A 17,021-nucleotide genomic window follows, 5' to 3' on the forward strand; every position below is an offset into this window, starting at 1 on the left:
TCGAAGACTCTACACAAAAAACGAAGTAGTTCCTACATTTCTTGTTACGACAAACAGATCCTGCGATTCAAAACTAGTGAGTCGGTCCGCCCTTACGGAACGTAAGGCCTTTTAGATATTTGGAAGGATTGACCGGTTGTCCGTTCTTGATTACTTCAAAGTGAAGGTGAGGACCGAAAGAATAACCGGTGGAACCGGATCTTGCGATTTTCTTTCCCGCTAAAACGTAATCGCCTCGTTGTACGAACAACTTGGAATTGTGCGCGTATAAGGTTTTGAAATCGTCCGTGTGTTCTATGACGACCACGTTTCCGTAACCGCCCATCCATCCCGCGTAGATAACTTTTCCGTTTCTTGCGGCGGCGATCGGTTCGTAGAACGCCTTTAGATCCAAACCTTCGTGGAACTTTCTTCTTGGGAAGGTTCTAAAACCGAAATTGGAAGTCACGATTCGAGACGCGACCGGAATCACCCATTTCGGAGCAGGATCGGGAATCACCGCGCCCGGTAAGAATACTTTTTGTCCCGGTCTGAGAATATCGAGATCGTCGAGTTTGTTTTCGAGCATGATCTCGTCGAGGTTGACCTTGTAAAGACTCGCAACCTTCGCGACCGTATCTCCCGTTTTCATCTTATAGAGAAGACCGGATTTATTAGGAATACTTAATATTTGTCCCGGATAGAGCGTATCGTCGATTTTGATATTGGAGGAACCCGCGATGGATTCCATGGAAACCTTAAAGCGGGTCGCAATTTCGGCTAACGTTTCGTTTCTTTTTACGCGATACGTGGTGACTTTGAGTTGTTTCTTCTTTTCGGAAGGATTCTTGAGTTCCTTGGCCATCAGAATCGTAAGTTTCGCCTTTTCCGATTCTTCCAAAAACTTTTCGTCGCCGGATTTTGCCTTGAGATCCTCGGAATCATTCTCCGTAATCTCGTGTCCGGAAGAATCCATCATCGCGTTACTCGGATTCATTCCAAAACCTAAGAATGCGATAAAAAGCGCGAGGGAAGCAAAGATAGGAATGAGGCGGAATCTTTTTCTGCGGAAATCGAGATTTCCGTGATACAGATTGCCTCTAAAGTAAAAAGAATAATGAAAGTGAAAGGCGCCCAGATAGATCAGGGTGAAGTTGTCCGTTCTTAGGAGTTCCTTCCCCGCGTTCAGTTGTCTGGGCTTTTTGAAGATCATACAGGAAGATTATCGGCCTGAATGCGGCCTTTCCTATAGTAAAGAAAAAAGGACTTATTCGTCCTTTCCGTTGTCCAGAGTACGGGTTCCACCGAAAGACTCTTCCACGATTTTCTTAACGTCTTTCTTTTGTCCGCCGGTGATCGTTATGTTTCCTTTTGCTACCACACCTTTCGCTAAATGTAGGGCAGGGGCTACGATGTCTCCTAAAAGTCTTCCGGTTTCTTCCAGACGAACTTCGTTCTCGGCTTTGATATTTCCGATCATGGTTCCGGAAACGGTTACTTCGCGAGCCGAAATATTGGTTCTTACCTTACCGGTTTCACCGATATAAAGTGTGTCGTCGGTTTTGATTTCTCCTTCGAATTTTCCGTCGATGCGGAGAGAACCTGCGATATAAAATTTCCCTTCAAAAATGGACCCGGGACCGATTACGCTGTTATTATTTTCCTTGCCGATGGCCATCTAAAACTCCTGGTAGCAATAAATCTATTTGTGTACTCAATCCCAAAACGACAAGTATTTTTGTTCGGAATTACCGAATCAAATCATCGTCGCCCTGGAAAATATTGGTTTTCTGCTTCTTTTTAACTTTGGTCGTATGGGAAGAATGGTGTTCCGGTTCGGGTTCCGATACGAATCCCGCTCCTCTATGATCGTCGCAAACTTCTTTGGGAACCGTGTTCTTGGTGAAGTATTCTTCTTCGGTTTGATTGCAATGAGAACCCGGTAACTTTCCGGAGATGGAACAGATCTTTTTGCGGACCACACCGGTTTCTCCGAAGTTAAACGACTTGGACTTTTCTCTGGAAAGCGCGTTGGACATAAATCTTCCCCAGATCGGCGCGGCTACAACCCCGCCCGACATTCCTTTTCCCATCGAAAGAGTTCCCGTATCGTAACCGAGCCAAACGACGCTTACAAGATCGGAAGTATAACCCGCAAACCAAGCGTCCCGAAAGTTATTCGTCGTTCCGGTTTTACCCGCGGCGGGTCTGCTGAGTCCGTATGAAGAAGCTCCGGTTCCCGTTCCTTTTTTGATCACGTCTTCCATCATCGAAGTAAGAATAAAACAAACTTCCGGAGAAAGAATTTGTTTCTTCTCTTGTTTGCTCGCGTCTTCTCGAAAGTCTTTGACGACGTTGCCGCTTCCGTCTTCCACATAAAGAACGCTCAAAGGAAAAACTTGTTTTCCACCCGACGCGATCACCGCGTAAGACCTCGCGAGTTCGAACGGAGAAACCTCGAAGGTTCCCAGCGAGATGGAATAGTTTCTAGGAATGGATCTGTTTTCTATCTGGAGAATTTTTTCCAAGTTCGGCATCAGGTTGCTGATCCCGGTGTGTTCAAGAACTCGCACCGCGACGCTGTTTCTGGAAAGTTCGAGGGCTTCGCGCAACTTTATAAATCCTGAATATTCTCCCGTGTAATTGGATGGATTCCATTCATCACCGTCTTCTAATACGTATTGAAGTGGAGAATCGGAGAACAACGAAGCCGCGGTTACGTTCTTCTTCGGATCGGGATGTTGATTGTAGTATTCCATCGCCGCCGCGTAGACGAGAGGTTTGAACGCGGAACCCGGTTGTCTATACGCTTGAAACGCTCGGATCTGTTGATTGTCCGATCGAAATCCGGAACCGCCTACCATCGCGGTGATATAACCGCTATCGGGACGAATCGAAATCAAAGCGCCTTCCACGGGAAGAAGAAAGTCTTCGGTTTGTTGACTTCTGTAACTCCACTCGATGGCTTCTCCGAGAGATTCGGTTCCGCTTAACAAGTTGAGTGCGCCGAGTTCGTCTCTTAAATCTTCCTGCCATGCGCGACTGAATGTGCGAACCGATCTTGAAATTTTAAACTTAAACTCGGGAACGTCGTGGATCATCGCGAGCATATCGTAGATTTCTCCATATGCGTCGTCGAACGCGTCGATCTTCGTGAACGTTCTTTGATTGGATTCTTTCGTTTGATTTTTAAGACCCGCATACAAAGCCTTTTCGGCTTGTGTTTGGTGTTGAATGTTGAGCGTGGAATAAATCTTCAGACCGCCGCTGTACAAAGTCGTCTTCGGAATATAACGGGATAAATTCTTACGAACATATTCCGTGAAATACGGAAAACGATTGAGACGATCCCCGAACGCGGAATCGTTCGGAGAACGGTTTAGAGTTATGTAATATTCGGAAAACGCTTCGTATTCGCGCTCGGCGGTTTTTACGTCCAAGATCCCGTTTTCCACAAACTTCTTAAAAACGACTCGGACCTTTGCGCTGGAAGAATTCGGATTCACCAAGGGTGAAAATTCCGTCGGTCTCGTTGTTAAACTCGCGAGAAGGGCCGATTCTCCCCAAGTAAGTTCCTTTACGTCCTTGCGGAAATAAAATCTCGCGGCGGCTCCGACTCCGATCGTTCCGTGTCCGAGAGGGATTTCGTTGAGATAAATTTCCATGAGTGTGTCCTTGTCGAACACGGCTTCGAGGAGAAGCGCAAGCCAAGCCTCTCTTGCTTTTCTTAAAAAAGATCGTTCCGTGTTTAAGAACTTAAGTCTTGCGACCTGTTGTGTGATCGTGGAAGCTCCTTCCTTGATTCTTCCCGCGAGAATGTTGACCATAAACGCGCGAAAGATTCCTCGAAGATCCAGTCCCCAATGAGAATAAAAATTATTGTCCTCGGTGGAAACAAAACTACGAATCAACTTGTTCGGTTTGCCGTCCTCTTCGGGTGGAAGTTCTTTTATATTTAATACGACACGGGAGAATCGATAGAATTCCGCGATCGGTTCGTATTCGTTCTTATCGTTGAGTCCGTAAAGAACCGAAGGTTTTTCGTATTGATTCGAATCGGGAACTCTCCATAAATCTTTTACGGAGAATACGAACAAGAATCCGTTCAAAAACAAAAGTCCCGCGCAGACCTTGGTCAATTGTTTCAACGGATCGGGAGAGTTTAAAATTCTCTGTAGAATTTTGTCCCTGAAATGGATCACAAAAAATCGGAAAAGATAACTGACTGGTTCGTGTTTCATAATCGATTAAACTTCTTCTATCGGTGAAAATTCTTTCATGCTGTCGACTCCCTGAAAGCGGAGCCCCGTATCCAAATTGTATCCCTGGTATTCCTTTAAGAACGCCGATCGGGTCATTTTGTTTTCCAGATAATTCCAAGCGTGTGTCAACGCGTCCTTTCCGTTCTGCGCGGAACGATTGATGAGTTCCACGAAAGAATCTTCGCGAACGATCGAAGGGTTCGCGGGATAGTTCCACTTCTTGTGTTCTTCGTTCATGATTCTTTTGTCGATATGTTCCTTGAGAGGAAGCATAAGAACGGATGAACGCACCTTGTGAAAGGTTATTTTGTCCAGAAGTTTCAACGCGCCGCGCATCCACTTGCTTCTCGAATCGAGAACGCTGTGAAATTCAAGATAACCCAAGAAGGATTCGTTTAACAAATCTCCGGGAATGATCTTATCCTCGGAGCCTATATAATGTTTTTTGAATTCTTCAGTGAACGTGGACTTGAGACCTCTGAGCCAAAAATGCCAGAGCATAGGATCCATCTTCCACGTTTTTTTATCCGACTTGAAGATCGCGTCCACGTGATGAACGAAGTCGTATTCTTTCGGAGTCATTCCCCAGCGGTAATCGAGAAGCCAAGAATCGAGCGCGTTCTCCACTCTCATGTGATTGTACTGAGCGAGACTGCTGATCTTCTTGTCCTTGTTGTAAAAATCTCCGGAGATGTAGAAGATATACGGATGTGTGATGATGTCGACGGCGCAGTGACAGATATAACCGAGAGTGAACGCGATGTAACGATCTCTGTGAATTCCTTCTTCGGTCTGAAGAATCAGATCCAAAAAACTCAACACGAGTTCCGCAACTCCGTTGTGATGACTCATGTCTCCCCAGATGGTTGCCTTTTTCGTTTTGCGAGGAGAAAGAATATGATAAAAATAAAATATATCGGGAGCGATCGCTCCGATGTTCGCGAACTTTCGGTTGGATTCGGCGCGCATCAGGCCGGCGATTTTTCTTTGCTCGGCGGTTCCGTGATCCAGATGTTTACAAACCTGTGAAAGGACTTCGAGATGAGTGATTTTGCCAGCCATAAAATGAAAATGCCTTTAAAAAAACGGGACACCGACGGAGCCTGTTCTAAAACCATTTAGAAATGCCCGTTTCACTATGCAATCAATAGAAAAATTAAAATTTTTGACTGAATCCCAAGTGCGATCGATCGCACAACAATTTGGAACCCCGGTTTTTGTTTATTCTCGGGAAAGAATCGAAAAAAGTTGCGATACCGCTCTTGCGTTTCCGAACGCGTTCGGTCTGACCGTTCGTTACGCGATGAAGGCCAATCCGAACAGAACCATTCTTGAAATCATGAAACGCAAAGGAATTCAGATCGACGCTAGTTCCGAATACGAAGCGCAAAGAGCGATTCACTACGGATTCAAACCGGAACAGATCATGCTCACGTCGCAAGAGCTCGCGAAAAATCTGAAAGAACTCGTGGAGAAGGGAATGATTTTCAACGCCTGTTCCTTGCGTCAGCTGGAAGCGTTTGGAAAATTATTTCCAGGCAAGGAAGTCAGCGTTCGTTTTAATCCGGGGCTCGGTTCGGGACAAACGAAGAAGACCGACGTGGGAGGAAAAACTTCTTCCTTCGGTGTTTGGCACGAAGACATCGATCAGGTAAAAGAGATCGCGAAAAAATACGATCTCAAGATTTTTAAGGTTCATACTCATATCGGATCGGGAAGCGATCCTGCGGTTTGGAAAGTGGTCGCACAAGTTTCTTTGGATATCGCCGCGCAGTTTCCGGAATGTAGAATTCTCAACTTAGGCGGAGGATTTAAGGTGGGGAGAATGGAAGACGAAAAAACCACCGACTTCCAGACGATCGGAGCGCCCGTGGTGGAACTCTTTCAAGAATACTCGAAGAAACACGGAACGAAACTTCACATGGAAATCGAACCCGGTTCTTTTATGATGGTGAACAACGGAGCGATCTTAACCACCGTGGACGACGTCGTGTCGACCGGAGATAACGGCGGTTTTACGTTCGTAAAAATCGACGCGGGAATGGACGTAAACACGAGACCTTCCTTATACGCCGCAAGGCATCCGTTAGTCGTCGTTCCTAAAGAAGGAACTCATTCCGGCAAAACCGCGGAATACGTTTATGTGGGACATTGTTGCGAAAGCGGCGATTTGTTCACGCAGGCGGAAGGCGGCGGACCGATCACAAGAATATCAGGAGAAGCTAAATTAGGAGATTATGTTGTAATGGAAGGCGCCGGGGCTTATTGTTCCTCCATGTCCACCAAAAACTACAACTCGTTTCCCGAAACGGCGGAGGTTCTTGTAGGTTTGGACGGAAGTTTTCAACTGATTCGCAAACGTCAGAACTTGGAACAAATCTTTCAGAATGAAGTCTCTGTTTCTCTCTGAGAAAATTTACGTATTGATTCTTGCCGGAGGAACCGGCACGAGAATGGGTTCGGACGTTCCGAAACAATTTTTGGAATTCGGAAACGAGCCCATTCTAATTCACACACTCAAACGTTTTCAAGAATGGGGAAAACAAAAACGAATCGTATTGGTTTCCCATCTTGAATCCATTCCAAAAACCGAAACGCTTTGTGGGCCTCATCTTCGAGACGAAGATTTGATCGTCGAAGGAAGTGACACAAGACACGGATCGATGTTGAAGGGTTTATCCGCGCTTTCCATTGCGAGCGAGGATATCATTCTCGTTCACGACGCGGCCCGACCTTTTGTTCTTTCCGAAGAATTGGATTTGTTATGCGAAAGCGTTCGTAAGAATGGAATCGCGACGCTCGCATCCCGAACCTCCGAAACCGTATTAGAAGAATTGAATGGACAAACCGCCTCGCTTTTGGATCGGGAACATATCTGGTTTATGAAAACTCCCCAAGGGATCCGAGGGGACGTTTTAAAGGAATTGTTGTCCTTTTCCGGAAATTTTGTTCCCACCGATCTTTGTTCTTGGGCCTTGTCCGCCGGAAAAAAATCCGCGATCGTGGAATCGCACCCTTTCAATCTGAAGATTACTCGCAAAGAGGATTTGGAACTCGCGGAGTTGTATGCGGGTTTGTTCGAGAAGTTGTCCGAGTCGGCGGCGGATCAATAAAAACGCCGCGCGCTTCAATGTTTTAATATAGATACGGTTTTTTCTTTTTCCGATTCGTTCCTGTATTTCGTTTTAAAATACGGAAACGAATTCGAAGTTTCTATTTTTTCGAAATCGGCAGATCGTAAACCGCGTCGATTCCTTCCATCTTTTCTCGAGTCGCTTTCAGAACAATTTTACCCGAAGCTGGAATTTTGGAAACGGGACAGAAAAAATGATCCGGATGCGCCTGGCATTCCAACTTCTGTTCGGATTTACCTTGGACGATCTTCGCCTGAAGTTTACCGTTTTTGGTCGAAGGGTTTTTGAATTCGATATCCAGAAGATAAACTTTTAGGCCTTCCTTTAAAAGAACCAGCTCGGTATGAAAACCTCCCGGCATACGAATCGTTCCGCCGTTGGGACCGACCTCGTGTTCTCCGTGTGCGAGTAAACCATAACTTGCGAATATTAGAAAAATCGAAATTATCAATTTTGCGGTTTCACTTTTCGGAAAAGTTTTACTTTTAGAAACGGGATAACCACATTCTTCGATGAGGTTTGCGAGTTCTTTTTCGCTACGTCCGCTTTCTACGCGAACGATTTGTTTTGCGACATCCACGTTGACTTGAACGTTCGGATCGATCGTTTTGATCGCTTTAGAAATCACGTTCGCGCAACTTCCACAGGTCATATTCTCCACTTGAAATTCCATCATAAGATTCTCCTTGAACGGCTCTAAGAACCGATCTTGGAATTCAGAGTAAACCTTCCCACAAGGGTAAGGTCAATAGCCGATTCTATTTTTTTTCCATTTCGCAATAAAATTTTCACAGTTCGATCCTTGACCTTCCCACAATGGGAAGGTTTAGAATCGCTCGTATGACGTATAAAATTTACTTTCCCGATTGGAACCGCAGTGCGGAAGTTTTGGAAGGGGAGAACGTTTTGGATTCTTCCTTAAGATCGAAGATCGATCTTTCGTATTCTTGTCGTTTCGGTCGATGCGGCGCGTGTAAGATTCTTCTTTTAAAGGGAGAAGTGGAACATTTGTCTCATAGCCGTTTTGCTCTCACGGAAGAAGAAAAAGAAAACGGTTTTATTTTGGCTTGTAGGTCCGTTCCGAAATCGGATCTTTCTCTTCGCAGGATCGATACCGGGTCTAACTAAAAAAGAACGGCGAGGGATTATGAATATCGGAAACGCTTCCAAAGAATCGGGAGTCAGCGCAAAACAGATTCGTCATTACGAGTCGATCGGTTTGATACCGAAGGCGCGTAGAATGGATTCCGGCTATAGAACCTATTCGACGGACGACGTGCACATTCTCAAGTTCGTAAAGCGGTCTAGGGAGATGGGGTTCGGACTTTCCGAAATCAAAAAGTTAGTCGGTCTCTGGAAGAATAAAACCCGTGCGAGCGCGGACGTAAAACTTCTGGCGCTTTCTCATCTCAAAACGCTGGAGAATAAGATCGCTGAACTCCAGGATATGGCCGCCACTCTCAAACACCTCGCCAAACATTGTCACGGAGACGACCGGCCCAGTTGCCCGATTTTGAAAACACTTTCCAACGAAACCGCTTGACTCCAAGAAACATTCACAAACATTGGAAAGACCACGCGAGTATGGTGGAATTGGTAGACACGCCAGATTTAGGTTCTGGTGCAGTAATGTGTGGGGGTTCGAGTCCCTCTACTCGCAAGCCTTCCTCTTTTGACTTTACATTTACGACGAATCTCAAAATCTGATTTAACTCAATCGAAATGTCGGCCGGAAACCAAACTTAGTTTCGACCGAAGAATTGTTCGCAAAAGAACCGATCCATGTTATTCAACTCGATTCACTTTCTCGTTTTCTATCCCGCGGTCGCGGTTCTTTACTTTTTAATTCCGTTCCGTTTTCGCTGGATTCTTCTGCTCGTTGCGAGTTGTTATTTTTATATGGCCTTTATCCCGGCCTATATACTGATCCTCGCGTTTACGATCGTTTTGGATTATTATCTCGCGCTATGGATCGAAGGCGCAACCGGACCCAAACGAAAAACCTATCTCATCTTCAGTCTTTGCTCCAACATTGGAATCCTAATCTTTTTTAAATACTTCAACTTCGTATTGGACAACACGGGGGCCTTGTATCGGTTTCTGTTCGCGGCCGATATGCCCGTATCTCCGTTGCAGATCATACTTCCGATCGGATTGTCCTTTCATACGTTTCAATCGATGGGATATATCGTGGAAGTGTATCAGGGGAGAATCAAGGCGGAAAGACATCTCGGATATTACTGGGTCTACGTCATGTTCTTTCCGCAGTTGGTGGCCGGTCCGATCGAAAGGGCGCATCATCTGATGACCCAGTTTCACAAGGAACACAAACTCGTTTTTCAGAGCGTGGAGAACGGGTTGAAATACATAGTTTACGGATTTCTAATGAAGTTGTTCGTCGCGGACCGGTTGTCCGTCTTTGTGGACGCGATGTACAACGAACCCGCCGAAAAGTCCGGAACCGACCTGCTCGTAGCCACGTATTTTTTCGCATTTCAGATCTATTGCGACTTCGCGGGATATTCGAACATAGCGATCGGAACTTCTAAAATATTGGGAATCGATCTGATGAGAAACTTCGATCGTCCTTATTTTTCCTCCAGCGTTTCCGAATTTTGGGGACGTTGGCATATATCGCTCTCGTCCTGGTTCCGGGATTACGTTTACATTCCACTCGGCGGAAATCGAGTATCGACGTTTAGGCATATTCGAAACTTATTAATCGTTTTTGCGTTATCGGGAATCTGGCACGGGGCCAATTGGACGTTCGTCGTATGGGGAGTGTTAAACGGAATTTATCTGACCTCCGAGGTTCTTTGGAAACGTTTTGTAACCGAAAAAACTCCGAAGGCTCTTTGGTTTAGAGCGATCGGAGTTCTCGTAACGTTTCATTGTGTATTGTTCAGTTGGGTTTACTTTCGAGCGGAATCGATCGGAACGGCGCATTTGATTCTCCATAGAATTTTCGACCTTGCGAGTGGGCAAGGTTTGGACCTGATCGTTGAATTTCAAAAGAAGGCCGGGATTTTTGCGATCGTTCTCTTTTTGATTTTGGAAGGATTGTTTCCGTTCTGGGAAAAAACGAAGGAAGGATGGAAAAAATACGGGGATTGGGTGGTCGCCGGAATTTTTATCACTCTGATTTTTACGGGAGGGGTTTTTTATGGATCCAGTTTCATCTACTTCCAGTTCTAAAATTCTCCGTTATGCTTCCTTGACGTTTGTTCTTCTTTTATCGGTCTTTTTATTCGATCGGGTTTGGTACGCGCTTCTGTTCGGCCAATACGATAAGATGTTTTCCATGACCAAGAATTTCAAACCCGCGAATACGTTGATCGTCGGTTCGAGTCATATCCTTTGGGATCTCGACGCGGAGGTTCTTGCAAAAGAATCCGGAAAACAAGTCGTTCTTTTGAACGTTCCCGGCGCGAACCTGACCTTGAGAAAGGAAATCGTAAGCGAATATTTAAGAAAGAACAAGAACCAACTTCCTTCCTTACTCGTTTTAGAAACGGATAAGTTTGCGTTTAACAAGGAACGTTATCCCGATTCCGCGTATAAATCCGTGAAGGGATATTATCACAAGGGATTGTTTCAAAACTTTTTGGACAAAAAGGTTTCCGAAGAATCTTTGCTCGAATACTGGACGTTTCGGGTTTCGCATTCTTACTCGTTGAATTCTTATTCACATTTTATCTTTTCCAAACTCTACGATAAATATTTATCCTCTCTGTTCGTATGGAAGTTGAACGCGGAAGAATCAAAGTCACAGCAAAGTCAAATCGACGCACGTGTTTCCGCTTGGAAAAAACAATATGAAGGTTTGGCTCCGAAACTCGAACCCGACCTTATACAAGAACTTTATGATATTCTAAAATTGACCAGACAAGCCAGAGTAAAGACGATTCTTCTTGAAACTCCGAATTATCGTTTCTCAAAGGAAGAAGATTTGAGTTACGAAATCGTTCGGGAAGGATTGAAAAAGATCGCGGAACAATCCGGCGCGGTTTATCTTCGATTGAATCCCGAAGAATTCGAAACCGATCCGGAAATCTTTTTTGACGCTTCTCATTTCAATCTTTTGGGAAAGGCGAAATATACCGCGGCGTTTCGTTCGGAATTGAAAAAAAGAAATCTTCTTTGATCAGTTCGCCAATTCGCCGACCGGGTTGCCGGTTTCCAACTTACCGATCAAACGTGTTTCACGATCGACAAACGCTTCGATAAACGGATTGAGATCCTTGATCTTGCTCGATAACTCGTAACCCGCTTCCATGGTTTCCACCAAAGAAGTCGCGCCTACCATCGAAGCCGCGACTTTGATCGGAGCCATCACGAGTTTGATCATCGGAAGTTTGGAAAGGGAAAAAAAGAATTTCAAAGTATTGCCGACCATCTGGATCTGCGATCTTCTTTCATCGAAACGATCGGTTTCACCCATCGCGGCGTATAGATTGTCTCTGGAAATTTTACCGTCTTCCATCAGATTGTTTTCGATCACGACCTTGGCCGTGTCGTAATCCAACGAATCCGTTAGGCGGTTCAGGAGAATGATTTGATGAATGTTGTCGGTCATCGATTTACCCGCGACCGTTTTCAACTTTTCATAAAGACTTTCTAAAGCGTTATCTCTTTCTTCCTTGTTCGAGGGAGAATACAAATTGAACTCGAAAAAATCCGGTATTGCATCGTATCCCTTGATGATGAGAAGATCCGAATACGTTGTGCGAAGCCTCTCGATAGTTGCGTGAACAACTGCTTTACGCGTTAGCTCTAACAGCTCTTGATCCATTCTGATTCAGAAACGATTTCGTAGGCCGTATAGTCGAGGTCAATATAAAAATCAATCCTTGACTACGATGACTCCGGATCTCAGTTTCGCAGGTAATAACTTTGCAAGACTTTCTGCTTCTTTTTTAGACGAAGCGGATCCGAACCGTACCGTATAATACCCGTTTCTTGATTTTTTGACGGTTGCTTTCGCGTTTTTCTCCTTACCGGAGATCGATTTTTTTAATTCGTCGGCCTTTTCTTTTTCCTTAAACGCGGCGACTTGGAGGGTAAAACCGGAGGATTCTTCGTCGGACGCCGACTTGGAAGAAACCCGTTTCGATTTTTTCTCGTCGTTTCGTTTCGTTTTTTGGGAATCCTTGGAAGTTTCCGGTTCTTTTACCGAAAGAGTTTCCGGCGCGGATTTGTTTTCCTTATCTACGTTCGAAGGATTGGTTCCGGATTTTTTAAATTCCACAACTTCCGTAGCGGGAGGAATGTTTTTAAAAGTCACGGAGTCTTTTGTGTTCGATGGAGAATTGACGCTCGCCGCGGGAATTTCCGAGGAAGCCACGGTGTTGTTTCCTTCGACGGGAATCTGCCCCGGCTCCGCAAAAGGAATCGAACCTTGCACTTCCTGATTTTTGATTTCGTTTAACGTAAGAGATTCTTCAGCGGAACCGCCGGCTCTTTTTTTGCCGACCGAAACTCCCAAAAAGAAAAAGGAGAATAGGAGTCCGATTAAGAAGATGGAGAGAATTAGAATTCTCTTATTATCCAGATTGATCACATAAAAAATTTTTTCTTTCATAACATTCTTCCCGACAGAGTGGAGTAGAGAGTTTTACATTCTTCCCTGAGCGATTCCAAATTCCCTCTGTTCCTGATAATATAATCGGCCTTTTTCATTTTTTCCGTGATAGGAAGTTGGTTTTTGATTCTCGCCAAAACTTCTTCCTTGGTAGCGCCGTCCCTTGAAATCGTCCTTTGGATCGATTCTTCCGGATCTGAATCAACGGTCACGGTAGCATCGCAGAGAGTATAAGCGTCCGTTTCGAACAAAAGTGGAACTTCCCAAATCACCATTCTTCCTTTGGCTTCGGTTTCCAAAATTTTTTGGAAATCCTTTCGAACTCGGGGATGAATCAATCGATTGAGTCCCTCGAGTTTTTGAGCGTCGTTGAATACGATGTTGGAAATTTTTTTCCGATCGGGTTTTCCGTCGGAATCCAAAATGTCCTTTCCCAAAAGTTCCACGAGTTCGGTGAGAATCGGCGAGTCCGCTTCCGTATAACGTTTTGCTAAACGATCCGCGCTGATTCCGTAGCCGCCCAATTCTTCCAAAATTTTGGCCGCGGTGCTTTTGCCGCCTCCGATCATTCCGGTAATTCCCACCAAAAAGGCTTTTTTACCGGAGTCGGAACTCTGCATGCGTTGAGGATAGAGTTCCCGCACAAAAGTACAAGCAAAAAAGGAACTTCCTTTCGGAAGTTCCCAAAATGAGCATAGGGGAATGATAGTAGAAGTTAATCTATTTTTCGAATGAGTCGCATATACGGATGCATTTCCACTACGAAGATGCTTTTACCGTTGGTGACGATTCCTTTCGGAGCGAAGAAACTTCCTTCGTTGGCCTGACAGGTTCCGATCGTTCCTCCGTCGGGACCTCCCGATTGTGCCGATCCGCTTGTCGGAGGTTGTGGTGAACATCCCAATAGATTGGTCAAGGTATACGGAGCCGTTCTCGACATTCTTTTGATGAGCGTAGTTCCGTCTACGATGTAGAGGTAGGTCCCATCCATAGTAATCGCCACGGGTTTGGTAAGTCTCGCGTTCGTTCCCGTGCCGCCGGTTGCGTTGGTAACGTTCCCCGAGGTTCCTGCGGGATCTCCCGCGATTGTAGTTACCGTCACCGGACTGGTCGTAAGATCGACCAACTTGATGTTGTTCGAATTCGTATCGGTCACATAGAGTTTGTTGGAATCATACACGAGATGGCTCGGTTGGTTAAACTTCGCGGCCGTTCCCAAGCCGTCGAGAGTTCCCGCAGTTCCGCTTCCCGCGATCGTAGTAACCGTGTTATCCGAGATTTTGATCTTACGGATCTTATGATTTCCCGTATCGGCCACATAGAGATACGTTCCGTCGGTTGCGATTCCTTTCGGTGCGTTGAAACGAGCCGCAGTTCCGACTCCGTCCGTGGTTCCGCTTGTTCCCGCCAAACCCGCAATCGTAGAATACGTATTGTTCATCAGATTGTATTTCACGATGTAATGATTTGCGCTCGTTACATAGAGGAAGATTCCGTCCGTCGTAATTCCTTTCGGAGTATCGACCGTGATCGATAAAGTCGAAAGAACTCTCGTCGCTATGTTGAGTTTACGAACCTTTCCGGAAGCCGGAGTCGCGAGGTTATAATCCACCGCGTAGATATTGATTCCGTCGGTCGTGATATGATACATGTTGGAAAGTCTTCCGATCGGAGTGGAAGCGGTAGCAAATCCAAAACCGTCCAACATCGTATCGGGATCTCCGCCCGGGTCCCCGCTAAACCAATCTCCGCTTCCCGTCGCCGGATTTTCCACATACGGAGCGACCGGAAGTGTACTGACCACGCTGTTACCGCTCACCAAGGTTCCGAACGTCGTACCGTTCACGCAATTGATGAGAATGGTGTTCGCATCCGCGGCGGCGATCGTTCCGGAAGGTTGTGCGATATAACAGGTTTGTCCGGTAGGTTGTCCCGTGATCGTAACGTTATACGAGGAAGTATCCGCGATCGGAGTCGTCATCGTAAATGCTCCGTTAGACGAAATCGTAGTCGTGTCGCTTCCGTTGTTCTTTAAGGTGAGATTTCCGGTAAGTCCCGAGATCGTTCCTCCAACCAAGTAGAGCGCGGATCCGCAGGAGATTCCGACGTTCGATATATTCGAAGAGGAAATCGTTCCCGTATCGTTGCTCAACGTACAGAGCTGGGCCGGAGAAGTCGGATTCTGTTGAATCGTAACCGCATAAGCCGATCCGCTTGAAATCGAAGTGGAGAATGTAAACGTTCCGTTAGACGAAATTGTGATCGGATCGGCTCCGTTGTTTTTTAGAACGAGGTTGCTTCCGATCAACGTCGAGATGCTTCCTCCCACGCTGAATGCGCTTGTGGAACAGGTCACACCGATTCCGGTTATGTTCGAAGAGGAAACCGTGCCGCTCCCGCTCGTAACCGAACAGGTTTGAGTCGGAGAAGAAGGATCTTGAGAAACGGTTACGTTGTATCCGCTTCCGCTCGCGATCGATGTGGAGAACGTAAAAGATCCGTTAGCCGAAATCGAAAGATCGTCCGTTCCGTTGTTTTTCAGGACAAGTCCGCTTCCCGCAAGACCGGAAACGCTTCCGCTCACCGTATAAGAATTCGTCGAACAAGCTACGGCTACGTTCGTGATATTGGCGCCCGCGACAAGACCGGTTTCGTTCGTAACCGAACAGGTTTGGGTCGGGGAAGAAGGATTCTGCGAAACAATAACCGTATAAGTGGCGCCGCTCGCGATCGAAGTGGAAAACGAAAAAGATCCGTTAGCCGAAATCGAAAGATCGTCCGTTCCGTTGTTCTTCAGGACAAGCCCGCTTCCGGAAAGCCCCGAAACGGTTCCGCTGATCGTATAAGAATTCGTGGAACAAGTTATGTTCGCGTTCGTAATATCCGCGCCTGCGATCACGCTCGAACCGTTGGAAACGGAACAGGTCTGGGTCGGAGACGTGGGATTTTGTGAAACTGTAACGTTAAACCCGCCTCCGCTCGCTACCGAAGTTAAAAAAGAATAAACACCGTTCGCGGTGATCGCTAAGTCGTCGGTTCCGTTGTTCTTGAGAATCAAACCGCTTCCCGCAAGACCGGAAACACTTCCTCCCACCGTATAAGAATTTGTGGAACAGGTAACGCTTACGCTCGTAATATCCGCGCCTGCAATCAAACCGGAAGCGTTCGTTACGGAACAGGTTTGAGTCACGGAACTCGGACTCTGCGACACCGTGACGTTATACGTTCCCGTATTTACTACTTTCACCGGAAATGTAAAACTTCCGTTTGCGCTGATCGAAATCGGATCTGTTCCGTTATTCTTGAGAATTAAACCGCTTCCCGCAAGACCGGAGACGCTTCCAGAAACGAAAAACCCCACGACAGAACAGATAACTTGAATATTCGAAATTGATTGTGAGGATACGATTCCCGATCCGTTACTTACGGAACAAATCTGAGGAGGAGAAACCGGGTTCTGTCGAACTGTGATATTGTAAGAACCGCCGCCGTTCACTCTTTGGGAGAATAAAAAGGTTCCGTCCGCGGAGATCGTGACCGGATCGCCGTTGTTATTGGCGAGAATCAGCCCCGTTCCCGTAAGACCGGTGACGTTTCCACCGATCGCCGCGGGTGTAGGATCGATTCCGCTCGGAGTGACAAACCCCGGAATATTAAAGATAGCCGCAAGATTGGAAGAATGTCTTTCTCCCAGACAGCTCCAAGTAAATAGAACCGCCGAAACGAATAGTAAGTTAAGGAACTTGAATGTGTTTTTCATGTGTTTCCCGCGGCCCGAACCGATCGAAGTTTTTTTTATCTATGAACCCGAAACGGATTTTCGATTTTGATCGGACCTTCCTCCAACATTTTATTTAAAACAAAAAAATCCTTCGCGGATTCTCACGGATTTATCTACGAAAAAAGATTCAAAATCCGAACAGAAAATCACAGGAATCATTTTACGGACTTATTCCAACCATTGTCGGATTAAATTTTCAACTAATTTATTAAAACAAGTTTTGAGGTATTATAAATCCGTAACATTTATACGGAATAATTCGGAGTGGTCGACTGCGCATTTAT

The 17,021-nt window shown here is 45.9% G+C and carries 15 protein-coding genes and 1 tRNA gene; 7 read left to right on the top strand and 9 right to left on the bottom strand.

Going from position 1 to position 17,021, the window contains the following annotated elements:
• Positions 1-73: 73 nt before the first annotated feature.
• The 4 genes from CH367_RS02840 to CH367_RS02855 form a co-directional block, all read right to left on the bottom strand.
• Positions 74-1,192: a peptidoglycan DD-metalloendopeptidase family protein gene (locus CH367_RS02840; protein ID WP_100760965.1), complete on the bottom strand. Its 1,119-nt coding sequence runs from the start codon at positions 1,190-1,192 to the stop codon at positions 74-76.
• Positions 1,193-1,246: 54 nt separating this feature from the next.
• Positions 1,247-1,657, bottom strand: coding sequence for a bactofilin family protein (locus CH367_RS02845; RefSeq protein WP_100760966.1), 411 nt, complete (start codon positions 1,655-1,657; stop codon positions 1,247-1,249).
• A gap of 70 nt (positions 1,658-1,727) precedes the next feature.
• Positions 1,728-4,220, bottom strand: a complete 2,493-nt coding sequence (locus CH367_RS02850; protein WP_100760967.1) for a penicillin-binding protein 1A — start codon at positions 4,218-4,220, stop codon at positions 1,728-1,730.
• Between the two features lie 6 nt (positions 4,221-4,226).
• The gene (locus CH367_RS02855; RefSeq protein ID WP_100760968.1) at positions 4,227-5,303 is read right to left on the bottom strand and encodes a zinc dependent phospholipase C family protein; all 1,077 of its coding nucleotides are present in this window, start codon (positions 5,301-5,303) and stop codon (positions 4,227-4,229) included.
• Between the two features lie 76 nt (positions 5,304-5,379).
• On the opposite strand from CH367_RS02855, the gene CH367_RS02860 reads away from it, so the two are divergent.
• Together CH367_RS02860 and CH367_RS02865 are read left to right on the top strand one after the other, a co-directional pair.
• A complete protein-coding gene (locus tag CH367_RS02860; RefSeq protein ID WP_100760969.1) occupies positions 5,380-6,651 on the top strand; it encodes a diaminopimelate decarboxylase in 1,272 nt (423 codons plus the stop codon).
• Entirely contained in the window at positions 6,629-7,354 is a 726-nt protein-coding gene (locus tag CH367_RS02865) for an IspD/TarI family cytidylyltransferase (protein ID WP_100760970.1), read from the top strand. Before CH367_RS02860 ends, CH367_RS02865 begins: the two co-directional genes overlap by 23 nt.
• Before the next feature lie 100 nt (positions 7,355-7,454).
• Here the strand turns inward: CH367_RS02865 and CH367_RS20960 are convergent, their stop codons facing one another.
• The gene (locus CH367_RS20960) at positions 7,455-8,051 is read right to left on the bottom strand and encodes a heavy-metal-associated domain-containing protein (protein WP_244284450.1); all 597 of its coding nucleotides are present in this window, start codon (positions 8,049-8,051) and stop codon (positions 7,455-7,457) included.
• A 164-nt stretch (positions 8,052-8,215) separates the two neighbouring features.
• Between CH367_RS20960 and CH367_RS02875 the strand changes: the two genes are divergently transcribed.
• The 5 genes from CH367_RS02875 to CH367_RS02895 all read left to right on the top strand — a co-directional run bounded on the left by CH367_RS02875 (position 8,216) and on the right by CH367_RS02895 (position 11,519).
• Entirely contained in the window at positions 8,216-8,503 is a 288-nt protein-coding gene (locus tag CH367_RS02875; protein ID WP_165783196.1) for a 2Fe-2S iron-sulfur cluster-binding protein, read from the top strand.
• 19 nt (positions 8,504-8,522) lie between these two features.
• A complete protein-coding gene (gene cueR, locus CH367_RS02880; protein WP_100760972.1) occupies positions 8,523-8,918 on the top strand; it encodes a Cu(I)-responsive transcriptional regulator in 396 nt (131 codons plus the stop codon).
• A gap of 35 nt (positions 8,919-8,953) precedes the next feature.
• Positions 8,954-9,035: transfer RNA gene (locus CH367_RS02885), tRNA-Leu, on the top strand.
• 122 nt (positions 9,036-9,157) lie between these two features.
• A complete protein-coding gene (locus CH367_RS02890) occupies positions 9,158-10,570 on the top strand; it encodes an MBOAT family O-acyltransferase (protein ID WP_100760973.1) in 1,413 nt (470 codons plus the stop codon).
• Positions 10,539-11,519: a hypothetical protein gene (locus CH367_RS02895; protein ID WP_100760974.1), complete on the top strand. Its 981-nt coding sequence runs from the start codon at positions 10,539-10,541 to the stop codon at positions 11,517-11,519. The genes CH367_RS02890 and CH367_RS02895 overlap by 32 nt, the downstream gene beginning before the upstream one ends.
• On the opposite strand, the gene CH367_RS02900 is transcribed toward CH367_RS02895, so the two are convergent.
• The 4 genes from CH367_RS02900 to CH367_RS02915 all read right to left on the bottom strand — a co-directional run bounded on the left by CH367_RS02900 (position 11,520) and on the right by CH367_RS02915 (position 16,716).
• Positions 11,520-12,167 (bottom strand): FFLEELY motif protein, encoded by a 648-nt coding sequence (locus tag CH367_RS02900; protein ID WP_100760975.1) that lies wholly within the window; start codon positions 12,165-12,167, stop codon positions 11,520-11,522. It abuts the gene before it with no gap.
• A 51-nt stretch (positions 12,168-12,218) separates the two neighbouring features.
• Positions 12,219-12,956, bottom strand: coding sequence for an SPOR domain-containing protein (locus CH367_RS02905; RefSeq protein WP_100760976.1), 738 nt, complete (start codon positions 12,954-12,956; stop codon positions 12,219-12,221).
• Positions 12,953-13,576 carry a dephospho-CoA kinase gene (coaE, locus tag CH367_RS02910; RefSeq protein WP_100761330.1) on the bottom strand — a complete coding sequence of 208 codons (624 nt, stop codon included), beginning with the start codon at positions 13,574-13,576 and terminating at the stop codon, positions 12,953-12,955. The genes CH367_RS02905 and coaE overlap by 4 nt, the downstream gene beginning before the upstream one ends.
• 95 nt (positions 13,577-13,671) lie before the next feature.
• The gene (locus CH367_RS02915) at positions 13,672-16,716 is read right to left on the bottom strand and encodes an NHL repeat-containing protein (protein ID WP_100760977.1); all 3,045 of its coding nucleotides are present in this window, start codon (positions 16,714-16,716) and stop codon (positions 13,672-13,674) included.
• Positions 16,717-17,021: the final 305 nt, after the last annotated feature.

This window comes from Leptospira barantonii (genome assembly GCF_002811925.1).
In the GTDB taxonomy this organism is placed as follows: domain Bacteria; phylum Spirochaetota; class Leptospiria; order Leptospirales; family Leptospiraceae; genus Leptospira; species Leptospira barantonii.

What these genes read in the sequence shown, in the direction of transcription:
- CH367_RS02855 (WP_100760968.1), bottom strand. Translation starts at nt 5,303, where the DNA reads ATGGCTGGCAAAATCACTCATCTCGAAGTCCTTTCACAGGTTTGTAAA.
- CH367_RS02865 (WP_100760970.1), top strand. Translation starts at nt 6,629, where the DNA reads ATGAAGTCTCTGTTTCTCTCTGAGAAAATTTACGTATTGATTCTTGCC.
- CH367_RS20960 (WP_244284450.1), bottom strand. Translation starts at nt 8,051, where the DNA reads ATGATGGAATTTCAAGTGGAGAATATGACCTGTGGAAGTTGCGCGAAC.
- CH367_RS02890 (WP_100760973.1), top strand. Translation starts at nt 9,158, where the DNA reads ATGTTATTCAACTCGATTCACTTTCTCGTTTTCTATCCCGCGGTCGCG.
- CH367_RS02905 (WP_100760976.1), bottom strand. Translation starts at nt 12,956, where the DNA reads ATGAAAGAAAAAATTTTTTATGTGATCAATCTGGATAATAAGAGAATT.
- CH367_RS02915 (WP_100760977.1), bottom strand. Translation starts at nt 16,716, where the DNA reads ATGAAAAACACATTCAAGTTCCTTAACTTACTATTCGTTTCGGCGGTT.
- coaE (WP_100761330.1), bottom strand. Translation starts at nt 13,576, where the DNA reads ATGCAGAGTTCCGACTCCGGTAAAAAAGCCTTTTTGGTGGGAATTACC.
- CH367_RS02845 (WP_100760966.1), bottom strand. Translation starts at nt 1,657, where the DNA reads ATGGCCATCGGCAAGGAAAATAATAACAGCGTAATCGGTCCCGGGTCC.
- CH367_RS02900 (WP_100760975.1), bottom strand. Translation starts at nt 12,167, where the DNA reads ATGGATCAAGAGCTGTTAGAGCTAACGCGTAAAGCAGTTGTTCACGCA.
- CH367_RS02840 (WP_100760965.1), bottom strand. Translation starts at nt 1,192, where the DNA reads ATGATCTTCAAAAAGCCCAGACAACTGAACGCGGGGAAGGAACTCCTA.
- CH367_RS02850 (WP_100760967.1), bottom strand. Translation starts at nt 4,220, where the DNA reads ATGAAACACGAACCAGTCAGTTATCTTTTCCGATTTTTTGTGATCCAT.
- CH367_RS02895 (WP_100760974.1), top strand. Translation starts at nt 10,539, where the DNA reads ATGGATCCAGTTTCATCTACTTCCAGTTCTAAAATTCTCCGTTATGCT.
- CH367_RS02875 (WP_165783196.1), top strand. Translation starts at nt 8,216, where the DNA reads ATGACGTATAAAATTTACTTTCCCGATTGGAACCGCAGTGCGGAAGTT.
- CH367_RS02860 (WP_100760969.1), top strand. Translation starts at nt 5,380, where the DNA reads ATGCAATCAATAGAAAAATTAAAATTTTTGACTGAATCCCAAGTGCGA.
- cueR (WP_100760972.1), top strand. Translation starts at nt 8,523, where the DNA reads ATGAATATCGGAAACGCTTCCAAAGAATCGGGAGTCAGCGCAAAACAG.